15 protein-coding genes are annotated in these 17305 nt (G+C 39.3%); 5 read left to right on the forward strand and 10 right to left on the reverse strand.

The window, feature by feature from the left end; all coding sequences use genetic code 11:
* Positions 1-2007, reverse strand: a 2007-nt coding sequence (locus J536_RS19100) for an AAA family ATPase (protein WP_050680447.1), incomplete at its 3' end; no start/stop codon positions are given.
* A gap of 299 nt (positions 2008-2306) precedes the next feature.
* Between J536_RS19100 and J536_RS19105 the strand changes: the two genes are divergently transcribed.
* On the forward strand, positions 2307-3116 hold the full coding sequence (locus tag J536_RS19105) for a M23 family metallopeptidase (RefSeq protein ID WP_032056744.1): 810 nt from the start codon (positions 2307-2309) through the stop codon (positions 3114-3116).
* Here J536_RS19105 and J536_RS19110 read toward each other — a convergent pair.
* The 3 genes from J536_RS19110 to J536_RS25430 all read right to left on the reverse strand — a co-directional run bounded on the left by J536_RS19110 (position 3113) and on the right by J536_RS25430 (position 4254).
* The gene (locus J536_RS19110; protein ID WP_032056745.1) at positions 3113-3538 is read right to left on the reverse strand and encodes a GNAT family N-acetyltransferase; all 426 of its coding nucleotides are present in this window, start codon (positions 3536-3538) and stop codon (positions 3113-3115) included. The two genes, J536_RS19105 and J536_RS19110, sit on opposite strands and share 4 nt — an antisense overlap.
* A gap of 95 nt (positions 3539-3633) precedes the next feature.
* Positions 3634-4056: an OsmC family protein gene (locus tag J536_RS19115; protein WP_002121528.1), complete on the reverse strand. Its 423-nt coding sequence runs from the start codon at positions 4054-4056 to the stop codon at positions 3634-3636.
* Positions 4057-4134: 78 nt separating this feature from the next.
* Positions 4135-4254, reverse strand: a complete 120-nt coding sequence (locus tag J536_RS25430; protein WP_002121587.1) for a hypothetical protein — start codon at positions 4252-4254, stop codon at positions 4135-4137.
* A gap of 240 nt (positions 4255-4494) precedes the next feature.
* Between J536_RS25430 and crp the strand changes: the two genes are divergently transcribed.
* A complete protein-coding gene (gene crp / locus J536_RS19120) occupies positions 4495-5202 on the forward strand; it encodes a cAMP-activated global transcriptional regulator CRP (RefSeq protein WP_005070320.1) in 708 nt (235 codons plus the stop codon).
* A gap of 159 nt (positions 5203-5361) precedes the next feature.
* Positions 5362-6411, forward strand: coding sequence for an NADP(H)-dependent aldo-keto reductase (locus J536_RS19125; RefSeq protein ID WP_032056746.1), 1050 nt, complete (start codon positions 5362-5364; stop codon positions 6409-6411).
* 54 nt (positions 6412-6465) lie between these two features.
* Here the strand turns inward: J536_RS19125 and J536_RS19130 are convergent, their stop codons facing one another.
* From J536_RS19130 to J536_RS19155, 6 genes are all read right to left on the reverse strand, one after another.
* On the reverse strand, positions 6466-7245 hold the full coding sequence (locus J536_RS19130) for a M48 family metallopeptidase (RefSeq protein ID WP_002121572.1): 780 nt from the start codon (positions 7243-7245) through the stop codon (positions 6466-6468).
* Between the two features lie 115 nt (positions 7246-7360).
* A complete protein-coding gene (locus J536_RS19135; protein ID WP_002121533.1) occupies positions 7361-7678 on the reverse strand; it encodes a hypothetical protein in 318 nt (105 codons plus the stop codon).
* Between the two features lie 122 nt (positions 7679-7800).
* Positions 7801-9120, reverse strand: a complete 1320-nt coding sequence (locus J536_RS19140; protein WP_002121613.1) for an adenylosuccinate synthase — start codon at positions 9118-9120, stop codon at positions 7801-7803.
* A 63-nt stretch (positions 9121-9183) separates the two neighbouring features.
* Positions 9184-10350 (reverse strand): ATP phosphoribosyltransferase regulatory subunit, encoded by a 1167-nt coding sequence (locus tag J536_RS19145; RefSeq protein WP_032056747.1) that lies wholly within the window; start codon positions 10348-10350, stop codon positions 9184-9186.
* Between the two features lie 183 nt (positions 10351-10533).
* On the reverse strand, positions 10534-11625 hold the full coding sequence (locus J536_RS19150) for a hypothetical protein (RefSeq protein WP_032056748.1): 1092 nt from the start codon (positions 11623-11625) through the stop codon (positions 10534-10536).
* 165 nt (positions 11626-11790) lie between these two features.
* Entirely contained in the window at positions 11791-12810 is a 1020-nt protein-coding gene (locus tag J536_RS19155) for a type I glyceraldehyde-3-phosphate dehydrogenase (protein WP_032056749.1), read from the reverse strand.
* A 269-nt stretch (positions 12811-13079) separates the two neighbouring features.
* On the opposite strand from J536_RS19155, the gene alaS reads away from it, so the two are divergent.
* Positions 13080-15716 (forward strand): alanine--tRNA ligase, encoded by a 2637-nt coding sequence (gene alaS / locus J536_RS19160; protein ID WP_032037792.1) that lies wholly within the window; start codon positions 13080-13082, stop codon positions 15714-15716.
* 65 nt (positions 15717-15781) lie between these two features.
* Positions 15782-17062, forward strand: coding sequence for an aspartate kinase (locus J536_RS19165; RefSeq protein WP_002115333.1), 1281 nt, complete (start codon positions 15782-15784; stop codon positions 17060-17062).
* The last annotated feature ends 243 nt before the right edge of the window (positions 17063-17305 follow it).

Here is a 17305-nt window from a genome sequence, read left to right on the forward strand (position 1 = left end):
ATATGGCTTACGGCGAACAGCTTCAGTTAAAACACCACCTTCTTCATAACCGACATATCCTGGAGGTGCGCCAACCAAACGGCTAACAGAATGTTTCTCCATGAATTCACTCATGTCGATACGAATCATGGCATCATCACTGTCAAACAAGAAGTTAGCTAAAGCTTTAGTCAACTCAGTTTTACCAACACCTGTTGGACCCAAGAACAAGAATGATCCACTAGGACGATTCGGGTCAGACAAACCGGCACGTGAACGGCGAACAGCATTCGATACCGCAACAACTGCTTCATCTTGACCTACAACACGGTCATGTAAAAACTCTTCCATATTAAGGAGTTTTTCACGCTCGCCTTGCATCATTTTAGCAACCGGAATACCTGTTGCAGCACTAACAACTTCAGCAATTTCATTTTCAGTTACTTTAGTACGAATGAGTTTTGGCTCTTCGTTCTCCTCTGCAACTTCATCTTGCTCCAGTTGTTTTTGCAACTCTGGAATTACGCCATACTGTAAACGTGCTGCCTCAGCCAAATCACCTTCACGCTGAGCTTTCTCAAAAGCAATACGCGCTTTATCAAGTTCCACCTGAGCCTGTTTAGTACCTTCTACCAAAGTTTTTTCAGACTTCCAGATTTCTTCAAGATCGTTGTATTCTTTCTCGACTTCAGCAATCTGTTTTTCAAGATGAGTGACTTCAGCTTTACTGCCGACATCTTCATCTTTTTTCACAGCTTCCAATTGCATTTTCAACTGGATTAAACGGCGATCGAGCTTATCAAGTGCTTCAGGTTTAGAGTCAATCTCCATTTTAATACGAGAAGCTGCCTCATCAATCAAATCAATTGCCTTGTCTGGTAATTGACGATCAGTGATGTAACGATGAGACATTTTCGCCGCAGCAATAATCGCAGAGTCTAAAATTTGCACACCATGGTGAGTGGCATATTTTTCTTTGAGTCCACGTAAAATTGCAATCGTATCTTCAACACTTGGCTCATCAACTAGCACTTTTTGGAAACGACGCTCTAAAGCTGCATCTTTTTCAATATATTGACGATATTCATCTAAGGTCGTCGCACCCACACAGCGCAATTCACCACGAGCCAACGCAGGTTTTAACATATTACCTGCATCCATCGCGCCATCACCTTTACCTGCACCTACGAGTGTATGTAACTCATCAATAAACAGGATGATTTCGCCTTCGTGTTTTGCCAAGTCTTTTAAAACAGCTTTTAAACGTTCTTCAAACTCACCACGATATTTAGCACCAGCCAGTAATGAACCTAAGTCGAGGGATAAAACACGTTTATTTTTTAATCCCTCTGGCACTTCACCATTCACAATACGCTGTGCCAAACCTTCAACAATAGCGGTTTTACCTACGCCCGGCTCACCAATAAGAACAGGGTTGTTTTTGGTACGACGCGATAACACCTGAATGGTACGGCGAATTTCATCGTCACGCCCAATGACAGGATCAAGTTTTCCAGATAAAGCACGCTCTGTTAAATCAATCGTATATTTATTAAGTGAGTCACGTTGGTCTTCGTGATTATTACTCATGACTTTGTCATTACCTCGAATATGTTCAATTACTTTGCGTAAGCTGTCGGGAGTTACACCTACCGCACTTAAAATATTTTTAGTTTCGCCTGTCTCTGCCAAACCTAATAAAACCCAGTCAGTTGATAAAAATTCATCACCTGCCTTTTGCGCATATCTGTCTGCCAAATTAAGCGCTTTAACGGCTTCTGGGTTTAAGTTGACATCACCCGTTGGGTTGGCAATTGTCGGCGCATCTTTTATAGCCTGTTCAAGTTTTTGTTTAAGTTCAGGTAACCGTGCACCTGCTTGTTGCAACAAACTAATATTTGATGGCTCTTCTAACAAGGTAGACAAAATATGAATACCTGCGATAGCGGTATGGTCTTTACCCATCGCTAAAGATTGAGCATCTGAGAGGGCTTGCTGCAAGCGGTTTGTAAATTTCTCAAAACGCATTCTTGTTATTCCTCACAACAAATTTGTACTTGTCTAATAGATGGGAACACTTCTTCGGATTTCAAATAAATTTTTATATATTTTTCATAATGTTATAAAAATAACAATGAGTAAAACTCCATTATAATATGGGATTGTTTTGTATATATTTCAAGTACAGTTCAGCTACATTTTATTAAAATGATTGAATATTTAGATTCATGCTTATTCTTACTACGCTTTTCACAAACTCTTCATTGAGAATTTAGTGATTAAGCTTTAGTTTATCTTGCTAGTTTCCTACTCGTTTTGAAATGAAAATGCACTTTAAACACATTATATTAACAACAACTTGTCTTTTTACTTCGGCACTAGCAATCGCTCAGCTTCCACAAGACTCCAGACGACCTGGTGGAATTGCAGTTGTTCCTCTAAGTACTGATATTACTCAGGTCACTTTTCAACAAAAGCCTGTTTTAATTAGCCAAGAAGGTCAGCAGCGTTATGCCGTGCTTGGTATTCCTTTATCTACTCCAATCGGCAGTATTCAACTCGACACAAATAAAGCCCCGATTCAAATAGAAGTTAAGTCTTATCCTTACGCAGAACAGCGGATTAAAGTCACGAACCAAGATTATGTGAACCCTAATCAAAGTCAATTAGACCGCTACGCTCAAGAAGCAAAAGAACAAAATGATGTGTATACCTCATTTACACAGAGCTCATGGCAAACCCTACCTACATTTATACGCCCGACTTCAGGGAAATTTAGCAACTCTTTTGGAAGAAAACGCTTCTTTAACGGCGAGGGACGCGCGCCTCACTCAGGTCTAGATATTCCTGCGCCAGTAGGACAAAAAGTTGTTGCTCCCGCAGATGGTGTGGTTATCCAAACTGGATCTTATTTTTTTAATGGACAAACCGTGTTGATTGATCATGGCCAAGGCTTAGTCAGCATGTTCTGCCATTTAAGCGCAATTAAAGTAGAGAAAGGCCAACATATCCGCCAAGGAGAAACACTAGGTTTAGTAGGCAAAACAGGACGCGTGACAGGCCCTCATCTGCATTGGGGCATGAGCCTTAATAATGCTCGGGTAGATCCTCAGCTTTTTCTAAATACAGCTCGTTAATTTAAAGCTTTACGAAAATACTTTGGCGCTTCGACATAGCCTTCTCTTAGGTAAAATCGATGTGCCAAAGGTCTTTGCATTCCTGAATGCAGTTCCATTCGATCACACCCTCGGCGTCTGGCTTGTTGCTCAGCCTCCTTTACGAGTAAATGCCCAACACCTTTGCTACGCATATTCTCATCAACACACAGATAGCATATTTTGGCAAAGTCACCTTGTAAGGCAATTTGCGGAATAAAGTAGAGAGATAAAAAACCATAAATTTTACCCCTCTCTTCAGCAATCAAAATTTGTGAATTAGAGTCATTATGGAGTATCTCAAATTTTTCTTGAATAAGAGCAAAAGGCTGTGGGTATCCCATCTGTTTAAGTAGATCACATATAGCTTGAGTATCTTTTGATTTAGCAGAACGAATATTCATCTTTCTTCTCCCTATTATTTTTTAGTTATTTTTGACAATAAAAAAGCCAACTCTCATGTCAGCTTTTTTTAATTTCTAGTTAGCAAAAAAATGCCTTATTCCGCTTCAATAATTTCGAAGTCATGTGTAATTTCAACACCACCGTCAGAAAGCATTTTACTTGCTGAACAATATTTCTCGGCAGACAATTCAACTGCTTTTGCAACCTGCTTTTCTTTCACAGCTTTACCAGTTACCACAAAATGTAAGTGGATTTTAGTAAACACAGCCGGAATTGCGTCAGCACGCTCAGCTTTTAAATTACATACAACATTCGTCACATCTTGGCGAGATTTCTTTAAAATAGTCACAATATCAAACGAAGCACACCCACCAAGTCCCATTAATATCAATTCCATAGGACGTGGACCACGGTTTTCACCACCATACTCAGGTGAGCCGTCCATGATGACACTATGCCCACTATCCGATTTCGCTTCAAAAGCAACATTCTCTAGCCAATGTACACTTGTTTGCATTGCAACTACCCAAAAAAAATTATAAATTTAAGCAGGGTCTGTTGACATTTCATCTATGGATTGCGTTATAGCTAAAAATTAATCCAAATAAGACGCAAAACCCAGACAATGGCAATCCTTTGTCCAGTTTTGTAATAAAGTTTGTGAAATTTCAGCCATAATCTGAGTTGCAATTAAAGCAGCGCAGGCATAGCGCAAGACCAAGTTATTTTGTACGTTCCATTGTTAAGATCTATTTATTTAGAATGGCTAAATTTCATAGTTCTTATTTGGTACGTCTAAAAGAATTGTCTTATGTTGCAACCATCTGTGAAATGTCAACAGGCCCTTGTTTTGTACACTAACATAAAATGAGTTGATAAGGAATTTCATCTCTTCTGTGTAATAGCTCATCTCGAGCTTGTGTGAATTGTTTACCCTATTCGGAACATATTAAGCATGACTTCAAATTTTTCACAACTCAGCACAGATGCTTTATCTCCGGGGCAACTACCTGAATCCGTTAAAGCATTGTTAAAACGTGCTCACATCAACAGATATCCAAAACGAACCACAATTGTTGATGCCGGAACAGAGTCAAAATCTTTATATTTAATTTTAAAAGGCTCAGTTTCAATTATTTTGCGTGAAGATGACGAACGTGAAATTGTTGTTGCGTATTTAAATCCGGGCGATTTCTTTGGGGAAATGGGGCTTTTCGAACCGAACCCTCAACGTACAGCCGAAGTTCGAACTCGTGATGTCTGTGAAATTGCAGAGATCTCTTATGACAACTTCCACGAACTCAGCAAACAATACCCAGACTTAAGCTATGCTGTTTTTGCACAATTAGTTCGCCGTCTAAAAAATACGACCCGTAAAATGACAGATCTTGCGTTCATTGATGTGTCTGGTCGTATTGCACGTTGCTTAATCGATCTATCTTCTCAACCAGAAGCAATGATTTTGCCGAATGGTCGTCAAATTCGTATTACTCGTCAAGAAATTGGCCGTATTGTTGGATGTTCACGTGAGATGGTTGGCCGTGTACTCAAAACCTTAGAAGATCAAGGTATGATCCAAACTGATGGTAAAGCCATTCTTATTTTTGATGCATCATTAGAAGAAAACACTGTTTCTGATGATGACTACGACGATGAAGAATAATATTCATTAAATTTTTAATAAAAAGCAAACTTCGGTTTGCTTTTTTTATATGCAACAATGAGTTAATACACAAAGCTTACAAACTATTCTAATTTTATGATTTAAGTTGAATACATATTCTCCGTTAGGCTAACTCAAAATTTCCAAGGATTCCGCTGTATGCAATTTAACCCACTTAGTCGCACAGGCCTTAAACTTCCAGAAATTTGTTTAGGCACCATGACATTTGGTGAGCAAAACTCCCAACAAGAAGCTTTTGAACAACTCAATTACGCCTTGGCCAATGGTTTATATTTTTGGGATACGGCAGAGATGTATTCTGTTCCACCAAAACCTGAAACTTATGGCGCAACTGAAACAATTATTGGCAATTGGTTTGCCCAAAATGGACAACGTGACAAAGTCTTTCTCGCATCTAAAATTGCAGGTCCTGGCTTTGGAGGAACACACATCCGAGAAGGCAATACACGCTTTAACAGTGATCATATTGCCAAAGCTCTAGATGGATCACTTAAACGCCTCCAAACGGACTATATCGACCTTTATCAACTGCATTGGCCTGAACGTCATACCAACTTTTTTGGTACGCTCGCTTATGGTAATCACCAAGCTGAAAATGATTACGACACAACACCTCTAGAAGAAACATTACTCGCTCTACAAGAAGAGATTAATCGCGGGCGCATTCGCTATATTGGTTTATCAAATGAAACCCCGTGGGGCACTATGAAATTTTTACATTTAGCCGAAAAGCTAGGTGTCAGTAAATTTGTAAGTGTTCAAAACCCTTATAGTCTTCTTAACCGTACTTATGAAATAGGTATGTCAGAGATTGCTAAATATGAGGATGTCGGATTGCTCGCCTACTCTCCTCTGGCTTTTGGTTACCTAACTGGCAAGTTTAGAAATGGTGCACGTCCCGCTAATGCTCGTGTGACACTATTCCCTCGCTTTAGCCGCTACAGTAACCCTCAAAGTGAGTGGGCAACTGAACAATATGCACAGCTAGCAGAAAAGCATGGACTAAGCTTAACTCAGATGGCCTTAGCTTTTATTAAACAACAGTTCTTTGTGACCAGCACAATTATTGGTGCCACTAATTTAGATCAACTCAAAGAAAATATTCAGGCATTTGAGATTGAATTACCAAGTGAAGTTCTAAAAGGTATTGAGGCCATCCATACTCAACAGCCCAACCCTGCTCCTTAAATAAAAAACGGATGCTTAAGCATCCGTTTTCTTTATCTATATAAAATTTACATCTTATTTACGGCTATTATAAACTGCCATTGCCGCAGGTAAGTTTTTACGCATATCACCAATACGTTGTGAGTTAGATGGGTGAGTAGACAAGAAGGATGAACCACCGCCACCTTCAAGCTTATTCATTTTTTCCCAAAGCGTAATCGCTGCATTTGGATTATAGCCTGCACGCGCCATCAACATTAAACCACCTTGGTCAGCACGACTTTCCAAGCTACGAGAATATGGTAAGCCCACACCCACTTGTGTACCTAACTGAGCAGCAGCAGTACCGAGTTGGCCTACATTATTACCCGCATAGCTTAAACCGATACCTAGAGCTAAATCAGTTAAAGCTTGTGCACCGATTTTACTTTTTGCATGCTCTTCTAAAGCATGTGTCATTTCATGTCCCATAACAGCTGCAATTTCAGCATCTGTCAGGTTCAATTTATTCACAATACCTGTATAGAACACGACCTTGCCACCAGGTGCAACGTAAGCATTAATCGTATCTGATTTCAACACCGCTAACTGCCAGCTAAATGGTTGACCAGTCTGATTCATCTGGTTGGCATATGGTTTTAAACGGTTGAATACAGCATTAATACGGTTATATGTACTAGAGCTTGTATCGAGAGCACCCTTACCACGTGCTTCCTGCACCATCTTATTAAAACCTTGAGCAGATTGAGCATTTAAGGTTGCAGTATCTGCACCAGCCATGTCCGCTACTGTTGCACAGCCAGAAATGGTCATCACACTTGCTGCACACAAGCTTAAAAAGAGTTTTTTATTCATAACACGGATCACCTAAATCGATAAAAAGCTGTTTATTCTTTTGCACTTATTATAAGAAATACCACTCATGCTTTGAATGTCTCATTTCTCCATGATCATAGTATTTATGTAACGATCAAGTAGATAAAGTCATCAAATAAATCCAGAAAATTAAACAGATTACATTTAAACCCAGATAAACATGACTTAAGGTTTTAACTTTCTCTTCAAGATTAGGACTTTCCCTTTTCCAGAGTAAATAACTATTTTGTATGAGTACAACAGGAATTAACACACATGCGAACAAAACCGACAAGCTCATAAAAGCTGTCATAAAGAAATCTTCATGATATTCCTGTCCATAAATAACCAACATCGCCAGCGTGGGTGAACCACCAATAGCAAATAAAAAAGAATAAAAAATTGTTTTTGAAATAGTTGGTTGCAGCTTCATCCTGAGCCCATCCTTCCTTATCTATATATAATGTTTTAATCTGAATCTAATAAAACGAAAACTGCACTTTAGTCGGGTATAAAAAAAGCCCCCTTTCAGGAGGCCTTTTTAATCTTTGCTAATTAAGCAGAGAATGGATGACGTAAAACAATTGTTTCTGCACGATCTGGACCAGTTGAAACGATATCAATCGGACATTCGATTAATTGTTCAATACGCTTAACATAAGCCAAAGCATTTGCTGGTAATTGATCGATACTAGTTAAACCAACAGTCGACTCGCTCCAACCAGGCATAGTTTCATAGATTGGCTTCAAGCATTCAAAAGAAACCGCATCTGAAGAACCTACACAACCTGAATCTGTATTTTCATAACCTACACAGATTTTTACTTCTTCCAAACCATCTAAAACGTCAAGTTTAGTTAAGCAAATACCTGAAAGTGAGTTTACATCTACAGAACGGCGAAGAATTTCAGCATCAAACCAACCACAACGACGTTGACGGCCAGTAGAAGCACCAAATTCATGACCAACTGTACCAAGGTGTTTACCAATTGGGTCACCAGAATCAGCAGCGGCATCGTAAACCAATTCAGTTGGGAATGGACCAGCACCTACACGTGTTGTATAAGCCTTAGTAATACCTAATACATAATCTAGATGTAAAGGTCCCATACCTGAACCAGAGCTTACGCCACCAGCAGTTGTATTTGAACTTGTAACATACGGATAAGTACCGTGGTCAATGTCTAGAAGTGAGCCTTGAGCTCCTTCAAACATTACAGCCTTACCTTCTTTGCGATAGTCGTGCAACACTTTAGTAACGTCAATCACTAATGGAGCAAGCACTTCACGCCATTGGTTGCAAAGAGCCAATACATCTTCAAATTTAACAGCTTCTACACCGTAGAACTGAGTTAATTGGAAGTTATGTAACTCAAGCATTTCTTGAAGTTTTTCTTCTAACGCTGCACCACCACGAACAAGGTCAGCAACACGCACTGCACGGCGAGCCACTTTATCTTCGTATGCAGGACCAATACCACGACCTGTAGTACCGATTTTAGCATTACCACGTTTCTTCTCACGTGCCTGATCAAGTGCAATGTGGTTAGGCAAAATGAGTGGACAGTTTGGAGAAATACGTAGACGTTCTTTAACAGGAACACCTTCCGCTTCCAAAATTCCCATTTCTTCAATTAACGCGGCTGGTGAAAGTACTACACCATTACCAATTAAGCACAATACGTTTTCACGTAAAATGCCTGATGGAATGAGGTGCAATACAGTCTTTTTACCACCTACGACAAGAGTATGACCTGCGTTATGTCCGCCTTGATAACGTACTACCGCAGCCGCCTGATCTGTGAGCAGGTCGACGATTTTACCTTTACCTTCGTCGCCCCATTGGGTACCAAGTACCACAACATTTTTGCCCATAATAGCCTCATTACATCATGCTGTTAAAATTGGAAACCACCAGTAAAAATTTACCGTTGGCGATTAAATCTTTTCAATATTCCATTGTCCATTTTGCGACACGAGTTGATGGGTCGCATATGGAATAGAACTTAAATCATCATTACCTAACAATTGAACCACACGTAAACCTTGAGCACGTGCATTCGAAATTGCTGAGAGTAAATCCTGTTCTGAGCCTTTTGGAGCAACAACAGTTTCGATTTCCGCGAACTGATTTGCACCTAAGGCATATAAATCACAACTAAAGCCAGTAGCAGGACGTGCGCGGCCAAAGTGCTCACCAATACCATCATAACGGCCACCCTGTGCTAAAGGCGCAGCTCGATTCGGTGCATAGACCGCATACATTAAGCCAGTGTGATAGTGATAACTACGTAGCTCTACAACATCAATACCGATATTGAGATTTGGCCAACGGCCTTTAATTTGCGCAAGTGTCGTTTTAAGTGCATCTAACGCTGATTTAAACTCAGCATCTTGTAAGATGTTTACACTTAAATTCGCCTGCAATGCTTCTAGATCACTAGAATAGCGGCCAAGTGCATAGAAATCAGAACCCATATTGAGGTTTTGAGTAAATTCAGCTAACTCTGGTAACGCTTTTCTTTGATAAAGATCTGAAAGCTCATGCTCTTCATTTTTTGACAGTCCAGCACACTTTACTAAACTGCGGAACAACCCTACATGGCCCAAATCTAAATGCGCGCCTTGTAAAGTATAGATGTTCTCGATCAACCCCAGCATAACATCGACCATTTCGACATCAGCTTCGATACTGTCATGCCCGTATAACTCTGCACCTAATTGTAGAGGTGCACGTGTGGCATTGAAATTTTGTGGTTTAGTATGTAATACAGTCCCTGAATAACAGTAACGTGCAACACCTTCAACTGGTCTTACATGTGCATCGATACGTGCAACTTGTGGCGTCATATCAGCACGAACACCGAGTAAACGGCCTGAGAGCTGATCAATGACCTTAAAAGTTACTAAATCTAAGTCTTGATTTGATTCTGATAATGAAGACAACGATTCGATGTATTCGATAAATGGTGTATATACCAATTGATAACCTCGTACCGCGAGGAAATCTAAAGCTTCACGGCGAAGTTTTTCAATGACTTGCGCCTGTTCCGGCAATACATCTGCTACCCCGTCAGGCAGCAACCATGTCTCTGAAATGGTCATATTTCAAGCCTAAAATCTGATCAAAGTGGAACGACCCCACATAAAAAAATCGGGAACACACCCGATTTCTCTTAGTGTAGCATGATACTTTGTGCCATGCACCTGACAATTTGCATAAATCTTTCTTAATAAACTCTAAAGTCAAAAAGAAGATTTCATGAATTAATAATAATATTCAACATCTTATTCTAATTCACTCATATCATAGACAAAAGTTCTTCGACCAAAGAATGGGCCAATATCTGAACTATCACCTGGTTGCCAGTTAACTAAATTTAATCTTTGAATAGCTTGAGCTGCTTGAGTATTAAAAGCAAAGCAACCTTTTTCAAGATTTGCGATTTTTAGCTTTTGTCTGAAAGCAATTAATGAATGCACATTATTAAGCGGGTTATCTTCTATAGAATACAGATGAGACTTTTCATACGCTAAATTTCTATCAGCATCCCACCGACTACTTGATATAAAATTAATAAAAAAAGCAGACTGGTTATTATTATTTCCCAATGCGCTTTGAATATCACCAGTTTCTAAGTTTTCTAAAACAGTTAAGTTATAACCATACCACTGCGAATTTAGAAGCCTAAAATACTTTTTATCTTGGCCTAAGTTATTATATCTTTCGACAATTGACTGCTTTTTCTCACTAAACGAAGGATTTGAATTAAAACTAGATATATCTGAAATATAAGATTGATTCCATTGAGTTTCTTTTAAACGATAACAATAACTATTTTTTGGAAACCTAACATTCTTATAATTTTGGTAGAAGTCTATTAAATTTTTATCAAGTTGATTGTGAAGGCCCGTTTCTAAATTTTTATTTTCTTTATAGCCCGGTAATACACGATCAAAGATATTTTCACCCTCTAAATTCACAATTTCAAATTTTAAATTTTCTTTCAAATCAGGCATTAATTCATACGTCCAACTGCTCGGTGTTAACCTTTTCACAGTATGTGTTTGTAAGGTCCCTTTATTTAAAACTTTCTGTTCAGTTAAAAGTTCAGTTTCTAGCGGTTGGTTATGTGACTTTGCAAAAAAGATTTCATTATTCTTAATTGAATATTGAGTAATTTCAAAAGAATCACGATAGATACTTGAAGAAATATCAGAAGATTGATAATAGACTTGGTAAATTTTGTCTTCTTTTTCTAAATTATTTTCGGCTTGATCATGGGTATTTTGATCTGAGCCTTCACCACCGCAAGCAGCTAAAATAATAGTAGATGTAAAAATTAAAAAACCACTTATTCTTTTTGAGTTAAATTTCATATGAACTCTATAATTAAAATTTTAATGTTTGCGAATCATACAAATAGATATAATTTTACACAACACTAATATTTAGAATTTTAATTATTTGAACTTTTCATATTAGAAATTAACAACCATAAAAAGGGTATTAATTTAACACCCTTAAATGATTTAAAATCATATTTAGAAAGAATCACACAGATCCAATAAACGATTTGCATAGCCCCATTCATTATCGTACCAAGCGAATACTTTAGCTTGATGCCCTACAACCATAGTTTGAGTTAAATCAACGATGAGCGAATAAGGTGAATGATTGAAATCACTCGAAACTAATGGCTCATCTGTTACCGCCATAATTTCTGCATAGTCTGTTTGAGATGCTTTAATTAGCAACTCATTAATGTGATGCACAGTAATTGGAGATTGCGCGATAAAAGTTAAGTCAATTGCAGCTACATTAATAGTCGGTACCCGAATTGAATAACCATCAATACGGTCTTCCATTTTAGGCATAACACGTTTTAATGCGCCGAGTGCACTTGACGTGGTCGGGATAATATTTTGCCCTGAAGCTCTAGCACGACGTAAATCACGATGTGCGTGGTCAAGAACAGATTGGTCTGCCGTCACTGCATGAATTTCTGTCATAAGTGCTGTTTCAATACCAAAAGCATCATCAATGATTTTGACTAATGGAACCAAAGCTTGAGTAGTACATGAAACGCTTGATATGATCTGATCAGTCACTTTGACTTCATTATGGTTCACACCATAAACAATGGCTGCGTCAACATGATCAAAAGGTGCCGCCCCAATAATGACCCGCTTCGCCCCTGCTTGTAGATGACGTGTCGCATCCGCATGAGAACGGAACAGTCCTGTACACTCAAGTACCACATCAATATCTAAACTAGACCATGGTAAAAGTTCAGGTTGTTTCTGCTTTAAAACCTCAACTTTTAGCGTTCGTTGATTTGACTGAATATTCAAAAAAACTTTTTCATTTTCAATGAATATATCTACATTTCCATTGAAGCGGCCGTGCGTAGAATCATATTTAAATAAATGCACTAATGTCTGGACATCTGCTATATCGTTAATCGCCACGATTTCAAAATGAAATTGTTTTGGGCTTTCGAACCAGGCGCGTAAAACATTACGTCCAATCCGACCAAACCCATTAATGGCGATACGTTGCATGACCTATCCTTATCAACAAAACTACAAACTAAAGAAGGCATATAGTAAAGCACGTCAAGGCCAATTGAATATAGATTTTTAGCCAAATCACAGTTTTGTAAGATATTCCTTTTAAAATCGTTGGTTCGGTGGGGTTTTTCCGCTACAATTTAGCGTTTTTAAAAAATAAGCCCCGTATCACATGCAAGGTTTGGCATAAAACAAACAGGCATTGATACATTTAGCCAAATTCGAAAATATGGAGTGACTTGGTTGTGAGTACTCGTTTAATGACATCTGCTGAAATTCGTGAAGCATTTTTGCGCTACTTTGAAACGCAAGGGCATACACGTGTCGCGTCGAGTTCTCTTGTTCCTGCCAACGACCCAACTTTATTATTTACAAATGCTGGGATGAACCAGTTTAAAGACTGCTTTTTAGGTCTTGAGAAACGTGACTATGTGCGTGCAACTACATCTCAAAAATGTGTACGCGCTGGCGGTAAACACAATGACTTAGACAACGTTGGCTACACTGCACGCCACCATACATTCTTCGAAATGTTAGGTAATTTCTCATTCGGTGATTATTTCAAACGTGATGCACTTAAATTCGCATGGGAATTTTTAACCAGCGAACAATGGCTTGCTTTACCAAAAGATAAACTTTATGCCACGGTTTACCACACCGATGACGAAGCTTACGACATCTGGAACAAAGAAATCGGTTTAGCGCCAGAACGTATTATCCGTATTGGTGATAATAAAGGCGAAAAATACGCATCTGATAACTTCTGGGCAATGGGTGATACTGGCCCATGTGGTCCATGTTCTGAAATTTTCTTTGACCACGGTGATCACATTTGGGGTGGCTTACCTGGTTCTCCTGAAGAAGATGGCGACCGTTTCATTGAAATCTGGAACAACGTTTTCATGCAGTTTAACCGTACTGCTGATGGCGTGCTTCACCCTCTTCCTGCTCCGTCTGTTGATACAGGTATGGGCTTAGAGCGTATCTCTGCTGTATTGCAACATGTTAATTCAAACTATGATATTGACCTGTTCCAACACTTATTAAAAGCTGCTGCCAACATTATCGGTATTGAAGACCAAGGTCAGCCTTCTTTACGTGTTGTTGCAGACCATGCGCGTTCATGCTGTTTCCTCATTGCTGATGGTGTAAACCCAAGTAATGAAGGTCGTGGTTATGTACTTCGCCGTATTATCCGTCGCGCTGTGCGTCACGGTAATAAACTTGGTGCAACTGGTACGTTCTTCTACAAAATGTTGCAACCTTTAATTGAAGTTATGGGTGATGCATATCCAGAGCTTGCAGCTCGTAAAGATGTGATTGAAGCAACTTTAATTCGTGAAGAAGAACAGTTTGCAAAAACACTTGAGCAAGGCTTGAAACTACTCGAAGGTGAGCTTGCTCAATTAAAAGATAAGACAATTCCTGGTGCGACTGTATTTAAACTTTACGACACTTACGGCTTCCCGACAGACTTAACTGCTGATATTGCACGTGAACGTGACTTTATTATTGATGAAGCTGGTTTTGAAGTAGAAATGGCAGCACAGCGTCAACGTGCTCGTGATGCTGGTAAGTTTGCAGTTGATTACAACAATATTGTAAAAGTTGATGGCGAAACTCAGTTTGATGGTTACATCAACACCACTGGTCAAGGTCAAATTGTAGCGATCTATAAAGATGGCGTACAAGTTGATGAAGTTTCTGAAGGTGATGAAGCGCTTATCGTTTTAAACCAAACTCCTTTCTATGCTGAAAGTGGTGGTCAGATTGGCGACACTGGTATCTTCAAAAATGAAACTGGTATTTTTGAAGTTCAAGATACTAAAAAGTCAGGTGGTGCCTTTGTTCATCAAGGTATTGTGACCGTTGGTAGTCTTAAAGCCGATCAAAATGTTGAAGCGATTGTTAAAGCAGACATTCGTGAAGCAACTGCACGTAACCACTCTGCAACTCACCTATTACATGCTGCCCTTCGTCAAATCTTAGGTTCACATGTACAACAAAAAGGTTCTCTAGTTGCAAGCGATATCTTACGTTTCGACTTTGCTAATGACCAACCTGTAACTTTTGAACAGTTACAACAAGTTGAACGTTTAGTGAATGCAGAAATTATTGCAAACAGTGCTGTAACAACCGAACTTCTTGATATCGAAGCTGCAAAAGCTAAAGGTGCCATGATGTTGTTCGGTGAAAAATATGGTGATGAAGTACGTGTACTTTCTATGGGTTCAATTATTGATGAGAAAAACTTCTCAATTGAACTTTGTGGTGGTATCCACGTTAAACGTACAGGTGATATTGGTTTATTCAAAATCACTTCTGAAGGTGGTGTAGCTGCTGGTGTACGTCGTATTGAAGCTGTTACAGGTACTAAAGCGCTAGATGTAGTACAAAAAACTGATGCTGATATCCAGCACATTAATGGCTTATTAAAAGCACAGAAAGACCAAACTGTTGAGCGTGTACAAGCCAATGTTGAATTGGTTTCTGCATTACAAAAGCAGATTGAACAGCTCAATCAGAAATTGGCAAACTTCCAAGCGTCAGAATTGATTGACCAGGTACAAACCATTGCTGGTCGTCAAACGCTTATTACCACTGTTCAAGGTGTAGATGCAAAATCACTTCGCAACTTACACGACAGTGTTAAATCGAAATTAGAGAATGCAGTTATTGTGTTAGCTGGTGTAGAGGGTGACAAAGTCAGCCTACTTGCTTCAGTTGCATCACAATACACTGCAACTCTAAAAGCAGGTGACATCATCAAACATCTAGCAACCGAGTTAGGTGGTAAAGGTGGTGGCAAACCTGACTTAGCACAAGGTGGCGCGCCACTTAACGAGAAGTTTGGACAAGTTATCGCAGCATTGCCTGCATGGCTTGAACAAAAATAAGACTTCACTTTTTGTGTAACTGACCCTGAAAAGCCTCTCAGGGTCATGGCTTATATGGAACAACTATGGCATTAATCGTTCAAAAATATGGCGGTACTTCTATGGGTACCCCCGAGCGCATTTTAAATGTTGCTCGTCGTGTGAAGCGTTGGCATGATCACGGTCACAAGGTTGTTGTGGTCGTATCTGCAATGAGTGGTGAAACAAACCGCTTACTTGCTCTCGCTAAAGCCATTACCGAAACACCTGACCCACGTGAGTTAGACCAAATGGTTTCAACCGGTGAACAGGTGACGATTTCCATGTTAGCTATGGCACTTAATTCGATTGGTGTGGAAGCTAAATCCTATACCGGACGTCAAGTCGGTATTAAAACTGACAGTGCATTTACCAAGGCGCGTATCGAGTCTATTGATACAGATGTCATGACCAATGACCTAGATGCAGGCCGTGTTATTGTGGTTGCTGGTTTCCAAGGCTTTGATGCTAATGGAAATACCACAACACTAGGTCGAGGTGGTTCAGATACTTCTGGTGTTGCTCTTGCTGCTGCTTTAAAAGCTGACGAATGCCAGATTTACACTGATGTAGATGGTGTTTACACCACTGACCCTCGCGTTGCTCCTAAAGCCAAAAAAATCGACCGTATTTCTTTTGAAGAAATGCTAGAAATGGCATCATTAGGTTCTAAAGTTTTACAAATTCGCTCAGTAGAGTTTGCCGGGAAATATCAAGTTCCTTTACGTGTATTATCAAGCTTTGATAATGACGACGACGGCGTTTTTGACGACGAATTTAAAGAAAATGTTGGTACACTCATTACTACTGAGGCAGAAGATACTATGGAACAGCCAATTATTGCAGGTATTGCTTTTAACCGTGACGAAGCAAAATTAACGATTTTAGGTGTACCTGATGAACCAGGTATTGCTTCTAAAATCTTATCACCAGTAAGTGATGCCAATATCGAAGTCGATATGATAGTGCAAAATGTTGAAGAAGATGGCACAACAGATTTCACTTTCACTGTAAACCGTGTTGATTTAGCGAAAGCTGAAAAAATCTTAAACGAAACTGCTAAAAATATTGGCGCACGTGAAGTTTCAACACGTGACGACATCGTTAAAGTGTCTATCGTTGGTGTAGGTATGCGTTCACACGCAGGTGTAGCGAGCAAAATGTTCACTGCCCTTGCTGATGAAGGTATCAACATTCTTATGATTTCAACTTCTGAAATTAAAGTTTCTGTGATTATCGATGAGAAATACCTTGAACTTGCTGTACGCTGCTTACATACCGCTTTTGGTTTGGATCGTGAACATGGTGAAAGCAGCGCTCGCGCTTAATTTTACCAACCGGTCAAGAATTCATTAAAAAATGTTTACTTGTCCGACAATAATCAAAGAAAACACAGAGCCGCTATAGTTTTTTTTATAGCGGCTCTGTTATATTAAACGGAAAGTTTTTTGGCAGAGATTATCAAAATATGACTTTGTTCTCATATTTCTGTTAGAATCTGACTGAAAACTGAGGTTGAGCTTTTTATTTGGGTACCAATATTGCAGTTTTAAGCGTTTAGCAAGGAGATA

The organism is Acinetobacter sp. 809848, assembly GCF_000581275.1.
Lineage (GTDB): Bacteria > Pseudomonadota > Gammaproteobacteria > Pseudomonadales > Moraxellaceae > Acinetobacter > Acinetobacter pittii.

Excerpts from the sequence above, each read along its gene's own strand:
- J536_RS19105 (WP_032056744.1), top strand. The coding sequence starts at position 2,307 with ATGCACTTTAAACACATTATATTAACAACAACTTGTCTTTTTACTTCG.
- J536_RS19110 (WP_032056745.1), bottom strand. The coding sequence starts at position 3,538 with ATGAATATTCGTTCTGCTAAATCAAAAGATACTCAAGCTATATGTGAT.
- J536_RS19115 (WP_002121528.1), bottom strand. The coding sequence starts at position 4,056 with ATGCAAACAAGTGTACATTGGCTAGAGAATGTTGCTTTTGAAGCGAAA.
- crp (WP_005070320.1), top strand. The coding sequence starts at position 4,495 with ATGACTTCAAATTTTTCACAACTCAGCACAGATGCTTTATCTCCGGGG.
- J536_RS19125 (WP_032056746.1), top strand. The coding sequence starts at position 5,362 with ATGCAATTTAACCCACTTAGTCGCACAGGCCTTAAACTTCCAGAAATT.
- J536_RS19130 (WP_002121572.1), bottom strand. The coding sequence starts at position 7,245 with ATGAATAAAAAACTCTTTTTAAGCTTGTGTGCAGCAAGTGTGATGACC.
- J536_RS19135 (WP_002121533.1), bottom strand. The coding sequence starts at position 7,678 with ATGAAGCTGCAACCAACTATTTCAAAAACAATTTTTTATTCTTTTTTA.
- J536_RS19140 (WP_002121613.1), bottom strand. The coding sequence starts at position 9,120 with ATGGGCAAAAATGTTGTGGTACTTGGTACCCAATGGGGCGACGAAGGT.
- J536_RS19145 (WP_032056747.1), bottom strand. The coding sequence starts at position 10,350 with ATGACCATTTCAGAGACATGGTTGCTGCCTGACGGGGTAGCAGATGTA.
- J536_RS19150 (WP_032056748.1), bottom strand. The coding sequence starts at position 11,625 with ATGAAATTTAACTCAAAAAGAATAAGTGGTTTTTTAATTTTTACATCT.
- J536_RS19155 (WP_032056749.1), bottom strand. The coding sequence starts at position 12,810 with ATGCAACGTATCGCCATTAATGGGTTTGGTCGGATTGGACGTAATGTT.
- alaS (WP_032037792.1), top strand. The coding sequence starts at position 13,080 with ATGACATCTGCTGAAATTCGTGAAGCATTTTTGCGCTACTTTGAAACG.
- J536_RS19165 (WP_002115333.1), top strand. The coding sequence starts at position 15,782 with ATGGCATTAATCGTTCAAAAATATGGCGGTACTTCTATGGGTACCCCC.